Source organism: Mycolicibacterium sp. XJ879, from assembly GCF_053483935.1.
The window spans coordinates 15,256-31,753 of sequence record NZ_JBEFTH010000016.1; the positions used below are offsets into that span (position 1 = coordinate 15,256).

Sequence of the window (16,498 nt, forward strand, 5' to 3'; positions counted from 1 at the left end):
TCGTCGAATCCGCACCGTATTGCGTCAGTATGCGGCATCGCACAGGTTCAGCGCCGAGGTCTTCGTATCGTTGAGCCGGGTGATCGCCGCGTTGAACTCGACGGGCCCGTAATTGCCCTCAATCGCGGTGGCCACACCCCTTGCCGCGTCCACCCACGCGTGCAGCGCGTCCTTCAACTCCGGGGTCAACGGGTCGGACACGCTGCGCGCGACCAGGTCGGCGCTGTGGTTGAGTGCGTCGATCGCCGGTGCGGTCTTGACGATGACGTCGGCGGAGTTCTGGTTGAACGCGTCGACGTAGTCGTTGACCGCGGTGACCGCATCGACGCTGCTCGAGCTCAGCGCTTCGCAGGAGGAGCGGACGGCCGCCCTGGTCAGCGACGTCTGACGCGCCGATTCCTGCGCGCGTGAACTCGAGACCGACTCTTCGATCGAGGCCGACACCGACGCCCGGTAGACCGGCGCTTCGCCCGCGTCGACGCGTGCGGTGCCTTCGGTGACGCTGCTGCAGCCCACGATGCCCATCGCGACGGCAGCCAGGCTGCCCAACGCCAGAGCGGCAATCCGCAGCCGCTGCTGCAACAGCCCACCGATCTGCACGGTCTGCAGACGTTACCGGTTCGAATCCGCGACCGCCGCTTCATTCGGTTCACACCCCCGGCGGTGCGCCTGGGGCAGGATGGGACGAAGATAGATGACGCGCAGAAAACATCTGCGCACATCGGTAAACACCTATACCGCCTAACAAGGAGCGGAAGTTGACCACCGAGTTCGCGCGCCAGGACCTGGCCCAAAACTCCACCACCCCAGCCGAACCCGACCGAGTTCGGGTGATCCGCGAAGGGGTGGCGTCGTATCTGCCCGACATCGATCCGGAAGAGACCGGCGAATGGCTCGAGTCGTTCGACCAGATGGTGGAACGCGCGGGACCGGCACGGGCCCGCTACCTGATGTTGCGCCTGTTGGAGCGCTCCCGCGAGAAGCGCGTTGCCATTCCGGCGTTGACGTCCACCGACTACGTCAACACGATCCCCACCGAATCCGAGCCGTGGTTCCCCGGTGACGAAGAGGTCGAACGCCGCTTCCGGACCTGGATCCGCTGGAACGCCGCCGTCATGGTGCATCGCGCGCAGCGGCCGGGAGTCGGTGTGGGAGGCCATATTTCGACATATGCGTCCTCGGCGGCACTGTACGAAGTGGGCTTCAACCACCTTTTCCGGGGCAAATCGCATCCCGGCGGCGGGGACCACATCTTCGTGCAGGGCCACGCCTCGCCGGGCATCTACGCCCGTGCGTTCCTGGAAGGCCGGCTGACCGCAGACGACCTCGACGGTTTCCGGCAGGAACACAGCCATCCCGGCGGTGGCCTGCCGTCATACCCGCACCCGCGGCTGATGCCGGACTTCTGGGAGTTCCCCACCGTGTCGATGGGGCTGGGCCCGATGAACGCCATCTACCAGGCCCGCTTCAACCGCTACCTGCACAATCGCGGCATCAAGGACACCTCCGACCAACACGTGTGGGCGTTTCTGGGCGACGGTGAGATGGACGAGCCGGAAAGCCGCGGGCTGGCCCACGTGGCGGCGCTGGAGGGCCTGGACAACCTGACGTTCGTCGTCAACTGCAACCTGCAGCGCCTGGACGGCCCGGTGCGCGGCAACGGCAAGATCATCCAGGAACTGGAGTCGTTCTTCCGCGGCGCGGGCTGGAACGTCATCAAGGTGGTGTGGGGCCGCGAGTGGGATGCGCTGCTGCACGCCGACAAGGACGGCGCACTGGTGAACCTGATGAACGTCACCCCCGACGGCGACTACCAGACCTACAAGGCCAACGACGGCGGCTATGTGCGTGAGCACTTCTTCAACCGCGACCCTCGCACCAAGCAATTGGTGCAGCACCTGTCCGATCAGGAGATCTGGAACCTCAAGCGCGGCGGCCACGACTACCGCAAGGTCTACGCCGCCTACCGCGCCGCGTTGGATCACAAGGGCCAACCGACGGTCATCCTGGCCAAGACCATCAAGGGTTACTCGCTGGGCGCCCACTTCCAGGGCCGCAACGCCACTCACCAGATGAAAAAGCTTGCGCTGGAAGACCTCAAGTACTTCCGCGATGCGATGCGGGTACCCATCAGCGACGACCAACTCGAAGCGGACCCGTACCTGCCGCCGTACTACCACCCGGGGCCGGAAGCGCCAGAGATCCGCTATCTGCTCGAGCGCCGACGCGCGCTGGGCGGGTTCATCCCGGAGCGACGCACCAAGGGCAAGGTGCTGACCCTGCCTGGCCGCGACACCTACAAATCCCTGAAGAAGGGGTCGGGCAACCAGGAGGTGGCCACCACCATGGCCACCGTGCGTACGTTCAAGGAAGTGTTGCGCGACAGGGAGATCGGCTGGCGCATCGTGCCGATCATCCCCGACGAGGCCCGCACGTTCGGGATGGACTCGTGGTTTCCCAACCTCAAGATCTACAACCCCAACGGGCAGCTGTACACGTCGGTGGACGCCGAGTTGATGCTGGCCTACAAGGAAAGCGACGTCGGCCAGATCCTGCACGAGGGTATCAACGAGGCCGGATCGTCGGGCAGCTTCATCGCGGCCGGCACGTCGTACTCGACGCACAACGAGCCGATGATCCCGGTCTACATCTTCTATTCGATGTTCGGCTTCCAGCGCACCGGCGACAACCTGTGGGCCGCCGGTGACCAGATGGCCCGCGGGTTCCTGCTGGGCGCGACGGCGGGGCGCACCACGCTGGTCGGCGAGGGTCTGCAGCACGCGGACGGGCACTCGGTGCTGCTGGCGTCGACGAACCCCGCGGTGGTGGCCTACGACCCGGCGTTCGCCTACGAGATCGCCTACATCATCGAAAGCGGCCTGGAGCGGATGTACGGCGAGAGCCAGGAGAACGTGTTCTTCTACATCACCATCTACAACGAGCCCTACAAGCAGCCACCCGAACCGGAGAATCTCGACGTCGACGGCCTGCTGCGCGGTATCTACCGGTACCGCCCGGCGCCGGAGAAGCGGTCGCACGTCGGGCAGATCCTCGCCTCGGGTGTCGCCATGCCCGACGCCCTGCGCGCGGCCGAACTGCTGGCCAACGACTGGGACGTCGCCGCCGACGTCTGGTCGGTCACCAGCTGGGGTGAGCTCAACCGCGACGGCATCCGGGTCGAGAAGCAGCGGCTGCGCCACCCCGACCGTCCGGCCGAAACGCCTTATGTCACCGCGGCGCTCGCCGACGTAGCCGGGCCCGTGGTCGCGGTCAGCGACTGGATGCGCGGCGTGCCCGAACAGATCCGGCCGTGGGTGCCGGGCACCTACATCACCCTGGGCACCGACGGCTATGGGTTCTCCGACACCCGTCCCGCCGCGCGCCGCTACTTCAACACCGACGCGGAGTCGATCGCCGTCGCGGTGCTCGAGGGTCTGGCCCGCGACGGAAACATCGACATGTCGGTCGCCGTCGACGCCGCGAACCGGTACCAGATCGACGATGTGCTGGCCGCGCCCGAGCAGACCTCGGACCCCGGGGTGGCCTGAAAGGCGCCTTGGAGGAAACCTCCATAGGTTTGGCGTAGCCTTTATAGGTGCCCGACAATCGGTACGTTCCGCCGAAGTCCACCGTCGAGGTGCTCGAGACGGTGCCCGACTCGGTGCTGCGCCGGTTGCAGCAGTATTCGGGCCGGCTGTCCACACAAGCGGTACGCGCGTTGGAAGAACGGCTGCCGTTCTTCGCCGAGCTCGAGGCGTCGCAGCGGGCCAGCGTCCAGTTGGTGGTGCAGACCGCGATCGTCAACTTCGTCGAGTGGATGCGCAATCCGCAGAGCAACGTCAGCTACACCGCCGAGGCGTTCGAGGTGGTCCCCCAGGATCTGCGGCGGCGAATCGCGCTGCGTCAGTCGGTTGAGATGGTGCGCACCACCATGGAGTTCTTCGAAGAGGCGGTGCCGCTACTGGCGCGTTCCGAGGAGCAGCTGACCGCGCTTACCGCCGGAATCCTGCGCTACAGCCGTGATCTCGCATTCGCCGCGGCCAGCGCCTACGCCGATCAGGCCGAGGCCCGCGGCGCATGGGACACCCGGATGGAGGCCAACGTCGTCGACGCCGTCGTCCGCGGGGACACCGGACCCGAGCTGCAGTCGCAGGCCGCCGCGCTCAACTGGGACGCCACCGCGCCGGCGACCGTCATCGTGGGACTGCCCCAACCCGACCGCATCGACCTGGCCAGCGACGACATCCACGACATCGTCAGCCGCAACGGCCGCGCGGCGCTCTCCGACGTCCACGGCGCCTGGCTGGTCGCCATCGTCTCCGGCGCGCTGTCGCCGACCGACCGGTTCCTCACCGAGGTGGTGTCGGTGTTCGCCGAGGGACCCGTGGTGGTCGGGCCGACCGCGCCCACCTTGAGCGCGGCCCATCGCAGCGCCACCGAGGCGATCGCCGGAATGAACGCCGTCGCGGGCTGGACCGGTGCGCCGCGGCCCGTCGCCGCCCGCGAACTGCTGCCCGAGCGCGCGTTGCTCGGCGACGCGACGGCGATCGCGGCGTTGGAGACCGAGGTTCTGCGGCCGCTGTCCGACGCGGGGCCTGCGCTGACCGAGACCCTGGAGGCGTATCTGGACTCCGGGGGTGCTATCGAAGCGTGCGCTCGCAAATTGTTCGTTCATCCAAATACCGTCCGCTACCGGCTCAAACGGATCGGCGACTTCACCGGGCGCGACCCCACCGTCCCGCGTGATGCGTATGTGCTCCGCGTGGCCTCGAGCTTGGGCAGGCTCGGCCGCCAGACATACCAATCGAGCACGCCAAACACCCCTGTCGTGGTGCGCCCCGTGTTGCGTCCGGCATCGTCGACGGGCCATTAAGCGAAGCGGTGGGTCGCGAACCGATATCGATGGAGTCGCATCACATGCGTTTTTGTGGAGGTTCCACAAAAACCTAAGACGAGGTTCATAATCTCTTACACCGCGCAAACCCGTCTTCACAGTGTTTTCTTAATTCGTGCCTCATAGAACTGCGCTTGCCTTGCTTGCGCCCGGACAGGGCTCCCAAACTCCCGGCATGCTCGCCGAATGGCTCGAGCTGCCGGGTGCTGTCGAGCGCATTGCGGCGTGGTCAGAGATCAGCGGTCTCGACCTGGCCCGCCTGGGCACCACCGCGACCGCTGAGGAGATTACCGACACCGCGGTGACCCAGCCGCTGGTCGTGGCCGCGACGCTGTTGGCCCATGAGGAACTGGCCAAACGCGGGCTGCTCGCGGGCCGGGACAGCCTGGTGGCCGGCCATTCGGTCGGCGAGATCGCCGCCTACGCCATCGCCGGCGTCATCTCCGCCGACGACGCGGTCAAGCTGGCCGCCACCCGCGGCGCCGAAATGGCCAAGGCCTGCGCGCTCGAGCCGACCGGTATGGCCGCGGTGCTCGGCGGTGACGAGACCGAGGTGCTCGCGCGTCTCGAGGCCCTCGACCTGGTCCCGGCCAACCGCAACGCTGCGGGGCAAATCGTGGCCGCCGGCGCGGTGGCCGCACTCGACAAGCTGGTCGAGGATCCGCCGGAAAAGGCGCGCGTGCGCAAGCTGGCCACCGCGGGCGCCTTCCACACCCAGTACATGGCCTCGGCGCTCGACGGTTACGCCGCCGCGGCCGAAGGTGTAACGACCGGCGAGCCGAACACGACGCTATTGTCGAACGCCGACGGTCAGCCGGTGACCTCGGCCGCCGATGCGATGACCAAGTTGGTGGCGCAGATGACCCGCCCGGTGCGGTGGGATCTGTGCACCGCGACCATGCGGGACAAGCACGTCACGGCCATCGTCGAGTTCCCACCCGCCGGGACGCTGGCCGGCATCGCCAAACGCGAACTTCGGGGAGTGCCGACGCGCGCCGTCAAATCCCCCGCTGACCTGGACGGGCTTGCAGAGCTCTGACGGGCGCCGTTTCCGGCTCGCCGGAAAGTACAACCGCATACCGCACGTTCAACAAAAAGAAGCAGTACCAACCAATTAGAAGGAGCCACCGTGCCCGCTACGCAAGAAGAAATCATTGCCGGTCTCGCCGAGATCATCGAAGAGGTCACCGGCATCGAGCCGTCCGAGGTCACCCCGGAGAAGTCGTTCGTCGACGACCTGGACATCGACTCGCTGTCGATGGTCGAGATCGCCGTTCAGACCGAGGACAAGTACGGCGTGAAGATCCCCGACGAGGATCTGGCCGGCCTGCGCACCGTCGGTGACGTGGTCGCCTACATCCAGAAGCTCGAGGAAGAGAACCCCGAGGCCGCTGCGGCCATTCGGGCGCAGATCGCGGATAACAAGTGACCAGACCTTCCACTGCTAACGGCGGTTTCCCCAATGTTGTGGTAACCGCCGTAACGGCGACGACGTCGATCGCGGCGGACATCGAGAGCACGTGGAAGGGTCTGCTGGCAGGCGAGAGCGGAATCCGCATACTCGAAGACGAGTTCGTCACGAAGTGGGACCTCCAGGTCAGAATCGGTGGACACCTCAAGGAGCCGATCGACCCGCAGATGAGCCGGCTCGATATGCGCCGGATGTCCTACGTCCAGCGGATGGCCAAGCTGCTCAGCGGCCAACTGTGGGAGACCGCGGGTAGCCCCGAGGTCGACCCGGACCGCTTCACCGTGGTCATCGGCACGGGTCTGGGCGGCGGCGAGAAGATCGTCGAAACCTACGACGCGATGAACGAGGGCGGCCCCCGCAAGGTGTCGCCGCTGGCCGTTCAGATGATCATGCCCAACGGTGCGGCTGCGGTCGTCGGGCTGCAACTGGGCGCCCGCGCCGGGGTGATCACCCCGGTGTCGGCCTGCTCATCCGGCTCGGAGGCCATCGCCCACGGCTGGCGCCAGATCGTCATGGGTGACGCCGACATCGCCGTCGTCGGCGGTGTCGAGGGTGGCATCGAGGCGCTGCCGATCGCGGCGTTCTCGATGATGCGCGCGATGTCGACCAACAACGACGACCCCGCGGGTGCGTCGCGGCCCTTCGACAAGAACCGCGACGGGTTCGTGTTCGGCGAAGCCGGCGCGATGATGGTCATCGAGACCGAAGAGCACGCCAAGGCGCGCGGTGCCAAGCCGCTGGCCAGGCTGTTGGGCGCGGGCATCACCTCGGATGCGTTCCACATGGTGGCGCCGGCTTCTGACGGGCTGCGGGCCGGGCACGCGATGAAGCGTGCGATGGAGACCGCGGGCCTGGAGCCCAAGGACATTCAGCATGTCAACGCCCACGCCACGGCCACGTCGATCGGCGACATCGCCGAGGCCAACGCGATCCGCGTCGCGGGCGTCGAACACGCTGCGGTGTACGCGCCTAAGTCGGCGCTCGGCCACTCCATCGGGGCGGTCGGCGCGCTGGAGTCGTTGTTGACCGTGCTCACGCTGCGCGACGGCGTCATCCCGCCGACGCTCAACTACGAAACCCCTGATCCCGAGGTCGATCTCGATGTCGTTGCGGGCGAGCCTCGATATGGCGACTACCAGTACGCCATCAACAACTCGTTCGGGTTCGGTGGGCACAATGTCGCCCTGGCATTCGGGCGCTACTGAGCTACGAAAGGAACATTCGGAGCTGCAATGGCAGGGCAGGAACGGTTAGCTCGGCTTTCCACGGGGGCAGGATTCCCCGACGTCGTCGTCACCGGCATCGCGATGACGACGTCCGTGGCGACCGACGCCGAGGGCACCTGGAAGGCGTTGCTGGAAGGGCGAAGCGGGATCCGTAAGCTCGAGGATCCCTTCGTCGAACAGTACGACCTTCCGGTGCGTATCGGCGGCCACCTGCTCGAGGATTTCGACTCCGAGTTGACCAAGGTCGAACTGCGTCGGCTGTCGTATCTGCAGAAGATGTCCACGGTGCTGAGCCGACGGGCGTGGGAACACGCCGGCTCACCCGAGGTCGACACCAGGCGGTTGATGGTGTCGATCGGCACGGGCATGGGTTCGGCCGAAGAGCTCGTCTTCGCCTACGACGACATGCGCGCCAAGGGGATGCGGGCGGTGTCGCCGCTGGCGGTGCAGAAGTACATGCCCAACTCCCCTGCCGCCGCGGTGGGCTTGGAACGCGGCGCCAAAGCCGGTGTCGTCACGCCGGTTTCGGCGTGCGCGTCCGGATCCGAAGGTATTGCGCACGCGTGGCGCAACATCGTTCTCGGGGAAGCCGACATCGCGATTTGCGGTGGCGTCGAATCCAAGATCGAGGCGGTGCCGATCGCCGGTTTCGCTCAGATGCGCATCGTGCTGTCCAACACCAACGACGACCCGCCGGGCGCCTGCCGTCCGTTCGACAAGGACCGCAACGGTTTCGTGTTCGGTGAGGGCGGCGCGCTGTTGGTCATCGAGACCGAGGAGCACGCCAAGGCCCGCGGGGCGCGGATCCTGGCCCGCATCATGGGCGCCAGCGTCACATCCGACGGCTACCACATGGTCGCGCCGGACCCCAACGGTGAGCAGGCCGGCCACGCGATGACCCGCGCGATCCAGCTGGCCGGTCTGTCCCCGACCGACGTCGACCACGTCAACGCGCACGCCACCGGCACCTCGGTCGGTGACGTCGCCGAGGGGGTGGCGATCAACAACGCGCTGGGCTCGCACCGGCCCGCGGTGTACGCACCCAAGTCGGCGCTTGGCCACTCGGTCGGCGCGGTCGGCGCGGTGGAGTCCATCCTCACCGTGTTGGCGTTGCGCGACGGCATCATCCCGCCGACGCTGAACCTGAAGAACCAAGACCCCGAGATCGACCTGGATGTCGTTGCAGGTGGCGCTCGGCCCGGAAATTACAAGTACGCGATCAACAACTCGTTCGGATTCGGTGGGCACAACGTCGCGCTCGCCTTCGGGAAGTACTGACAACTACAACTCGAGGGCGCATGCCGACATCCGCTGCGCTACAGGAGGTTTCGATGACGATTATGGCGCCAGAGGCGGTCGGCGAATCGTTGGACCCACGTGATCCGCTGTTGCGGCTGAGCACGTTCTTCGACGACGGCACCGTTGAGCTGCTGCACGAACGCGACCGCTCCGGTGTGCTGGCCGCCGCGGGCGAGGTCAACGGTGTGCGCACCGTGGCCTTCTGCACCGACGGCACCGTGATGGGTGGCGCCATGGGCATGGAGGGCTGCACCCACATCGTCAACGCCTATGACACCGCCATCGCGGAGCAGAGCCCGATCGTCGGCATCTGGCACTCCGGTGGCGCCCGGCTCGCCGAGGGCGTCAAGGCACTGCACGCGGTCGGCCTGGTCTTCGAGGCGATGATCCGGGCCTCGGGCTACATCCCGCAGATCTCGATCGTCGTCGGCTTCGCGGCCGGCGGCGCGGCCTACGGGCCCGCGCTGACCGACGTCGTCATCATGGCGCAGGAGGGCCGCGTGTTCGTCACCGGCCCCGACGTGGTCCGCAGCGTCACGGGCGAGGACGTCGACATGGCGTCGCTGGGCGGCCCCGACACCCACCACAAGAAGTCCGGTGTGTGCCATATCGTCGCCGACGATGAGCTCGATGCCTACGAGCGCGGCCGCCGGCTCGTCGGATTGTTCTGCCAGCAGGGTCATTTCGACCGCGCCAAGGCCGAAGCCGGCGACATCGACCTGCACGCGCTGCTGCCCGACTCCCCGCGGCGCGCCTACGACGTGCACCCGATCGTCGAGGCGCTGTTGGATGACGATGCGCCGTTCGACGAGTTCCAGGGCAAGTGGGCGCCGTCGATCGTCATCGGTCTGGGCCGGCTATCGGGCCGCACGGTCGGCGTGATCGCCAACAACCCGCTGCGCCTCGGCGGCTGCCTGAACTCCGAGAGCGCGGAGAAGGCGGCCCGTTTCGTGCGGCTGTGCGACGCGTTCGGCATCCCGATCGTCAACGTGGTCGACGTGCCCGGCTACCTGCCCGGTGTGGATCAGGAGTGGGGCGGTGTCGTGCGGCGCGGCGCGAAGCTGCTGCACGCGTTCGGCGAGTGCTCGGTTCCGCGGGTCACGCTGGTGACGCGAAAGATCTACGGCGGCGCCTACATCGCGATGAACTCACGGTCGCTGGGCGCGACGAAGGTGTTCGCCTGGCCCGACGCGGAGGTCGCGGTGATGGGCGCGAAGGCCGCGGTCGGCATCCTGCACAAGAAGAAGTTGGCCGCCGCACCTGAGGATGAGCGCGAGGCGCTGCACGAGGAGTTGGCCGCCGAGCACGAGCGGATCGCCGGTGGTGTGGATTCGGCGATCGAGATCGGCGTCGTCGACGAGAAGATCGACCCGGCCCGGACCCGCAGCAAGTTGACGCAGGCGTTGGCCGAAGCCCCCACACGCCGCGGCCGGCACAAGAACATCCCGCTGTAGAGCAGCGATTTCGGCGCGCCTACGTCCGCTGAGGGTGCGTTAGCGCGCCGAAATCACGAACTCGTCGGCGACGGCTTCGGCGCGGTCGCGGTCAGCCTGCACCAACCCGATGCGGGTGCGACGGTCGAGGATGTCGCCGGCGGTCAATGCACCTTCGTGTGTCACCGCATATTCGAACTCCGCGCGGATGACGTCGATCCCGTCGGCCACCGGATCGGTCGGCCGGTCGCAACTGGCGGCCGCGATCACGTTCGGGGCCTCGGCGCCGTAACGGGCGACCAGCGAACTCGGGATCTCGGCCGGCGCACGCAGCGTCGCAGTGATGGTGTGGCTGGGATTCGACGGCGCGCCGACCAGCGGCAGGTTGCGGGTGCGGCACCGCGACGCGGTCAACCCCCGCAACGCGATCGCCCGGTCGAGGACATCCTCGGCCATGAACCGGTATTCGGTCAGCTTGCCGCCGATGATGCTGATGACGCCCGACGGCGACTCCACCACCGCATGCTCGCGCGACACGTCGGCCGTGCGGCCCGCGCCCGTGTCGATCAGTGGCCGCAGACCCGCGTACGCACCGATCACATCCGAGGGCCCCACCGCGACGTCCAACGCCGTGTTCACCGTGTCGAGCAGGAAGGAGATCTCCTGCGGAGTCGGTTCCGGCACATCGGGAATCGGGCCGGGCGCATCCTCGTCGGTGAGCCCGAGATAGATCCGACCCAGCTGTTCGGGCATTGCGAACACGAAGCGGTTGATCTCGCCGGGAATCGGAACCGTCAGCGCCGCAGTGGGATTGCCGAACGCGGAAGCGTCGAACACCAGATGCGTTCCGCGGCTTGGCCGCAACCTGATCGACGGGTCCACGTCGCCGGCCCAGACCCCTGCCGCGTTGATCACCGCCCGGGCGCCGACGTCGAAGGACTCCCCCGACAGCTGATCCGTCAGCGTCGCCGTCGTACCCGTGGCCGCCGAAGCCGCCACCCGGGTCAGGATGCGCGCGCCGTGCTGGGCCGCCGTACGCACCACCGCGGTGACCAGGCGGGCGTCGTCGATCAACTGCCCGTCGTAAGCGAGCAGGGCGCCGTCCAACCCGTCGCGGCGCACCGTCGGGGACAACTCGACGGCGCGCCGCGCATCGATGCGCCGCGACCGCGGCAGCGTGGAACCCGGGGTGCCCGCCAGCTTGCGCAGCCCGTCACCGGCGAGAAAGCCTACCCGAACCAACGCCCGCGACGCGGTGTTCATCGACGGCAGCAGCGGAACGAGTTGGGGCATGGCGTTGACGAGATGAGGGGCGTTGCGGGTCATCAGGATTCCGCGTTCGGCCGCGCTGCGCCGCGCGATGCCCACATTGCCAGTCGCCAGGTACCGCAGGCCGCCGTGCACCAGCTTGGAACTCCACCGGCTGGTTCCGAAAGCCAGGTCGTGCTTTTCAACCAGCGCGACGCTCAGGCCCCGCGTCGCCGCGTCCAGCGCGATACCCGCACCGGTGATGCCGCCGCCGATCACCAGGACGTCGACGGGCTTTCCCTCGGCCAGTGCGGTCAGCTCGGCGGTGCGTCGGTTGGCGTTCAGAGCCGTTGAGCCAGTCACGATTTGAGGTATCCGTTCAGCGAGTGGGCCAGTTCGACAGCCAACGCGTCGGCGTCGAGGATGGGTTCGACTATCTGGGCGGACTGGATCGCAGACTGGGTGATCAACAGGCACATCGCCGCGAGCTGACGCGAATCGCCGTCACGGACGCTGCCCTCGTCCTGCGCCAGCTTGATCTCGCCCGCCACCGCGTCCAGCAGGATCTGCTGGCTGGTGCCGAGCCGTTCGGCGATGTAGACCATCGCCAGTTCCGGAGAGCTGAGAAGCGACATCACCACGTCGTCCTCGCGCAGGCGCTGCGCGACGGCGACGATGCGGTTGACCAGCGCCGCACGCCCCGCCTCTTGGGCGGGCGCATCGTCGAGCACCGCGACGATGCGCGACGTCAGCAGCGCTGCCATGATCGAGCGGGTGTCGGGCCAGCGCCGATACACCGTCGGCCTGCTCACCCGCGCCCGGCGCGCGATCTCGGCCAGGGTCACCCGGTCGATCCCATAGGCCGTCACGCAGTACGCCGCGGCCTCGAGGATCCGGTCCCCGATCGTTTCGTTACTTCTTGACATCATGTGTAATACTGTAACGCATGACTCGTCGTGATGACCACCTGCTCCCTCCGATGAAGTGGAACGCCTGGGGTGATCCGGATGCGGCCAAACCGCTCTCGGATGGCATCCGGTCGCTGTTGGAGCAGGCCCTCGAGGTCACGACATCGACGGCGACGGAGCTGTCGGCAGACGAGGTGCGGTTGCGGCCGTCGGCGCTCTCCGATTCCGACCGCGACGGCCTGGCCGCCATCGTCGGCGCCGAGTACTGCAGCGTCGACGACCGCGGACGCCTGCTGCGCGCCGGCGGTAAGTCGACGCTGGATCTGTTGCGCCGCAAAGACTCCGGCGATCAGGACGCTCCGGATGCGGTGCTGATCCCGGGTTCCGAGGACGAGATCGCCGCGATACTGCAATTCTGTACCGAGCGCGGCATCGCGATCGTGCCGTTCGGCGGCGGCACCAGCGTGGTCGGCGGCCTCGATCCCCTCCGCGGCGACTTCGCCGCCGTCGTCTCGCTGGACCTGCGGCGGCTGAACCAGCTGCATTCCCTCGACGAGATCTCCGGCGAGGCCGAGCTGGGCGCGGGGCTGACCGGCCCGGATGCCGAACGCCTGCTCGGCGAGCGCGGGTTCTCGCTCGGGCACTTCCCGCAGAGCTTCGAGTACGCCACCATCGGCGGGTTCGCGGCGACCCGCTCGTCCGGGCAGGGCTCGGCGGGCTACGGCCGGTTCAACGACATGGTCCGGGGGTTGCGCCTCATCACGCCGGTCGGCACGTTCGAGCCGGGCCGCGCGCCGGAATCAGCGGCCGGTCCCGACCTGCGCCAGCTGCTGATCGGCTCCGAGGGCGCATTCGGCATCATCACCCGCGTGCGCGTGCGGGTGCATCCCGTTCCGACTGCCACCCGCTACGAGGCGTGGTCGTTTCCCGACTTCGCGGCCGGCGCCGACGCACTGCGCGCGGTTGTGCAGACCGGCACCGGGCCCACCGTGATCCGGTTGTCCGATGAGGCCGAAACCGGCGTCAACCTCGCGACCACCGAGCAGATCGGCGAACAACAGATCACCGGCGGCTGCCTGGCCATCACGTTGTTCGAGGGAACCGAGGCCCACGTCACGAGCCGCCACGCCGAGACGCGCGCCGTGCTGGAAGCCGCAGGCGGCACCTCGTTGGGCGAGGAACCGGCCCGGGCCTGGGAGCACGGCCGGTTCGGCGCACCGTACTTGCGCGACTCGCTACTGGCCGCGGGTGCCTTGTGCGAGACGCTGGAGACGGCCACGAACTGGTCGAATGTATTGGCGCTCAAAGCCGCGGTCACCGATGCACTGACGGCCTCGCTCGCGGAATCCGGCACACCCGCGCTGGTGCTGTGCCACATTTCGCATGTGTACCCCACCGGAGCGTCGCTGTACTTCACCGTCGTTGCCGCACAACGCGGCAACCCGATCGAACAATGGCGCAAGGCCAAAGCCGCCGCCTCGGACGCGATGATGCGCACCGGCGGCACGATCACCCATCACCACGCCGTCGGCGCCGACCACCGGCCGTGGATGCGTGACGAGGTCGGCGAACTGGGCGTCGCGGTGCTGCGCGCGGTCAAGGCCACGCTGGATCCGGCGGGAATCCTCAACCCGGGCAAGCTGATTCCATGAGCGTCGCGCGCATCACGATGTTGACCAACCCGATGTCGGGGCACGGCAGCGCGTCACACGCCGCCGAGCGGGCGGCCGCCAGGTTCGCCAACCGCGGCGTCGACGTCGTCGCCATCGCGGGCCGCGACGCCGAGCACGCCCGCCGCCTCGTCGAAGGCGCCCTCGAACGCGATATGGGCGCGCTCGTGGTGGTCGGCGGCGACGGCATCATTTCCCTTGCGCTGCAAGTGCTTGCCAAGACCGACATACCGTTGGGCATCATCCCCGCCGGCACGGGTAACGACCACGCGCGTGAATTCGGCATCCCGCGAAAGGATCCCGAGTCCGCGGCCGATGTCGTCGTCGATGGTGTCACCAAGACCATCGACTTGGGTCGCATCAAATGCGCCGACGGCACCGACAAATGGTTCGGCACCGTGATGGCCGCCGGGTTCGACTCGCTGGTCACCGACCGGACCAACCGGATGACCTGGCCGCACGGCCGGATGCGCTACAACCTGGCGATCGTCGCCGAACTGTCGAAGCTGCGGCTGTTGCCGTTTCGGCTGTGCCTGGACGGGCGCGAGATGGACACCGAGTTGACGCTGGCCGCGTTCGGCAACACCAAGAGCTACGGCGGCGGGATGCTGATCTGTCCGGACGCCGACCCCACCGACGGCAAGCTCGACGTGACGATGGTGGCGTCGGACTCGCGCACCAAACTCATCCGGTTGTTTCCCACCGTGTTCAAGGGCACCCACGTGCACCTCGACGAGGTGAGCACCGCAAGGGCGCAGACCATCACCGTCGACTCGCCGGGGATCAACGCCTACGCCGACGGCGAGTACATGTGCCCGCTGCCGGTCGAGGTGTCGGCGGTGCCTGGCGCGCTGAAGATCCTGACGCCTGCTGCCTAGCGTCGAAGGCTGGTCACCCCACTCCGCGGGACAGCCAGCTGACCTCGGCGCCCTCACCGCCGTCGCGGTAGGGCTCGAGCGCCTCGTCCCACGCGGTGCCGAGCACCGAGTCGAGTTCGGCGGCGAGCATGTCGGCGCCCTCGGCCATCAGCGCACGCAACCGCATCTCCCCGACCATCACGTCACCGTTGGCGCTCATCGGTCCGCTCCACATGCCCAGCTGCGGGGTGTGGCACCAGCGGTGCCCGTCGACGCCGGCGCTGGGGTCCTCGGTCACCTCGAAGCGCAGCACCGACCACGAGCGCAGCGCACTGGCCAGCTGGGCGCCGGTGCCGACCGGGCCGACCCAGTTCGTCACCGCACGCAACTGGCCGGGCATGGCCGGTTGCGGGGTCCACTTGAGATTCGCCCTGGCTTGAAGGCTCGACGACAACGCCCACTCGACATGCGGGCACACCGCCGCGGGTGAGGCGTGGATGTACACCACGCCGGTCGTCGCGTCGGCGAACTGATTCGCTGCACGCATCTGCTGCTCCTTCGGCTCCACGAGGGACGTCTTCCCCAACGACCTGGCGAGAACCGAATGACTTGCAGATATGTATGTGTCGTGCGTGTCTATTGTGCCTTGTGTGGCCCCTGTTGCGCTAGTCTGCGCGAAATTCTCTCAGCACTTCATCAGAGAGGGCCGGCCACAGCTGGTACGCCCAGTCGCCGAAGTCGCGGTCGGCGAGCACCACCAGCGCCAGATCAACCGCCGGGTCGACCCACAAAAACGTCCCTGACTGGCCGAAATGGCCGTACGTGCGGTCCGAGTTGGCCGATCCGGTCCAGTGCGGCGACTTGTTTCCGCGGATCTCGAAACCCAGCCCCCAGTCGTTGGGCCGCTGAACTCCGAACCCGGGCAACACGCCGGTCAGATCAGGAAACTGCACGCTGGTGGCCTCGGCGTGCATCTGCCCCGACACGATTGACGGGCGCAGCAGGTCGCCGGCGAAGGCCGCGAGGTCGGCCACCGACGACGTCGCCCCGAACCCGGCGGCCGATGCGCCGCCGGTCAGCGACGTCGCGGCCATGCCCAGCGGCTGGAACACCGCCTCGGTGAGGTAGCGGCCGAACTCGATGCCCGACGCCTGCTCGAGCGTCTCGGCCAGCACCGTGAAGCCGTAGTTGGAGTACACGCGCCGGGTGCCCGGCTTGGCCATCAGCTCCGCCGAGTTCATCGAGTAGCCGGTCGCGTGGGCCAGCAGGTGCCGCACGGTCGAGCCCTCCGGGCCGGCCTCGGTGTCCAGCCCGAAGGCACCTTCTTCGACCGCGACGTGCGCGGCGCGGGCCACCAACGGTTTGGTGACCGACGCCAGCCGGAACCCGTGTGCGACGTCGCCGTGCTCGGCGAGCACACCCGAGGGACCGACCACCGCCGCGGCCGCCGTCGTCACCGGCCAGTCGGCAATAGCATCCAGCGCGCCCATCG

At 67.8% G+C, this 16,498-nt stretch carries 14 protein-coding genes; 9 read left to right on the forward strand and 5 right to left on the reverse strand.

The window, feature by feature from the left end:
• Positions 1 to 24: 24 nt before the first annotated feature.
• Positions 25 to 600: an Rv2240c family protein gene (locus tag ABQF13_RS23380; protein WP_448395184.1), complete on the reverse strand. Its 576-nt coding sequence runs from the start codon at positions 598 to 600 to the stop codon at positions 25 to 27.
• A 158-nt stretch (positions 601 to 758) separates the two neighbouring features.
• On the opposite strand from ABQF13_RS23380, the gene aceE reads away from it, so the two are divergent.
• The 7 genes from aceE (at position 759) to ABQF13_RS23415 (ending at position 10,344) form a co-directional block, all read left to right on the forward strand.
• Entirely contained in the window at positions 759 to 3,548 is a 2,790-nt protein-coding gene (gene aceE / locus ABQF13_RS23385) for a pyruvate dehydrogenase (acetyl-transferring), homodimeric type (RefSeq protein WP_448395185.1), read from the forward strand.
• Positions 3,549 to 3,595: 47 nt separating this feature from the next.
• Positions 3,596 to 4,873: a PucR family transcriptional regulator gene (locus tag ABQF13_RS23390; protein ID WP_448395186.1), complete on the forward strand. Its 1,278-nt coding sequence runs from the start codon at positions 3,596 to 3,598 to the stop codon at positions 4,871 to 4,873.
• A 136-nt stretch (positions 4,874 to 5,009) separates the two neighbouring features.
• Positions 5,010 to 5,933 carry an ACP S-malonyltransferase gene (locus tag ABQF13_RS23395; protein WP_448395187.1) on the forward strand — a complete coding sequence of 308 codons (924 nt, stop codon included), beginning with the start codon at positions 5,010 to 5,012 and terminating at the stop codon, positions 5,931 to 5,933.
• A gap of 90 nt (positions 5,934 to 6,023) precedes the next feature.
• A complete protein-coding gene (acpM, locus tag ABQF13_RS23400) occupies positions 6,024 to 6,323 on the forward strand; it encodes a meromycolate extension acyl carrier protein AcpM (protein ID WP_069404904.1) in 300 nt (99 codons plus the stop codon).
• Positions 6,320 to 7,570: a 3-oxoacyl-ACP synthase KasA gene (gene kasA, locus ABQF13_RS23405; protein WP_448395188.1), complete on the forward strand. Its 1,251-nt coding sequence runs from the start codon at positions 6,320 to 6,322 to the stop codon at positions 7,568 to 7,570. The genes acpM and kasA overlap by 4 nt, the downstream gene beginning before the upstream one ends.
• 27 nt (positions 7,571 to 7,597) lie before the next feature.
• Complete coding sequence (gene kasB, locus ABQF13_RS23410) at positions 7,598 to 8,869, forward strand: 3-oxoacyl-ACP synthase KasB (RefSeq protein WP_448395189.1); 1,272 nt, start codon at positions 7,598 to 7,600, stop codon at positions 8,867 to 8,869.
• A gap of 53 nt (positions 8,870 to 8,922) precedes the next feature.
• Positions 8,923 to 10,344: an acyl-CoA carboxylase subunit beta gene (locus ABQF13_RS23415; protein ID WP_448395190.1), complete on the forward strand. Its 1,422-nt coding sequence runs from the start codon at positions 8,923 to 8,925 to the stop codon at positions 10,342 to 10,344.
• 39 nt (positions 10,345 to 10,383) lie between these two features.
• On the opposite strand, the gene ABQF13_RS23420 is transcribed toward ABQF13_RS23415, so the two are convergent.
• Positions 10,384 to 11,934: a glycerol-3-phosphate dehydrogenase/oxidase gene (locus ABQF13_RS23420; protein WP_448395191.1), complete on the reverse strand. Its 1,551-nt coding sequence runs from the start codon at positions 11,932 to 11,934 to the stop codon at positions 10,384 to 10,386.
• Entirely contained in the window at positions 11,931 to 12,500 is a 570-nt protein-coding gene (locus ABQF13_RS23425; RefSeq protein ID WP_448395192.1) for a TetR/AcrR family transcriptional regulator, read from the reverse strand. The genes ABQF13_RS23420 and ABQF13_RS23425 overlap by 4 nt, the downstream gene beginning before the upstream one ends.
• A 50-nt stretch (positions 12,501 to 12,550) precedes the next feature.
• On the opposite strand from ABQF13_RS23425, the gene ABQF13_RS23430 reads away from it, so the two are divergent.
• Positions 12,551 to 14,131 (forward strand): FAD-binding oxidoreductase, encoded by a 1,581-nt coding sequence (locus ABQF13_RS23430; RefSeq protein WP_448395237.1) that lies wholly within the window; start codon positions 12,551 to 12,553, stop codon positions 14,129 to 14,131.
• Positions 14,128 to 15,027 (forward strand): diacylglycerol kinase, encoded by a 900-nt coding sequence (locus ABQF13_RS23435; protein ID WP_448395193.1) that lies wholly within the window; start codon positions 14,128 to 14,130, stop codon positions 15,025 to 15,027. Before ABQF13_RS23430 ends, ABQF13_RS23435 begins: the two co-directional genes overlap by 4 nt.
• 13 nt (positions 15,028 to 15,040) lie before the next feature.
• Here ABQF13_RS23435 and ABQF13_RS23440 read toward each other — a convergent pair whose 3' ends face one another.
• Both ABQF13_RS23440 and ABQF13_RS23445 read right to left on the reverse strand, forming a co-directional pair.
• Positions 15,041 to 15,553, reverse strand: coding sequence for a DUF3145 domain-containing protein (locus ABQF13_RS23440; RefSeq protein ID WP_448395194.1), 513 nt, complete (start codon positions 15,551 to 15,553; stop codon positions 15,041 to 15,043).
• Between the two features lie 118 nt (positions 15,554 to 15,671).
• On the reverse strand, positions 15,672 to 16,496 hold the full coding sequence (locus tag ABQF13_RS23445) for a serine hydrolase domain-containing protein (protein WP_448395195.1): 825 nt from the start codon (positions 16,494 to 16,496) through the stop codon (positions 15,672 to 15,674).
• Positions 16,497 to 16,498 lie beyond the last annotated feature (2 nt).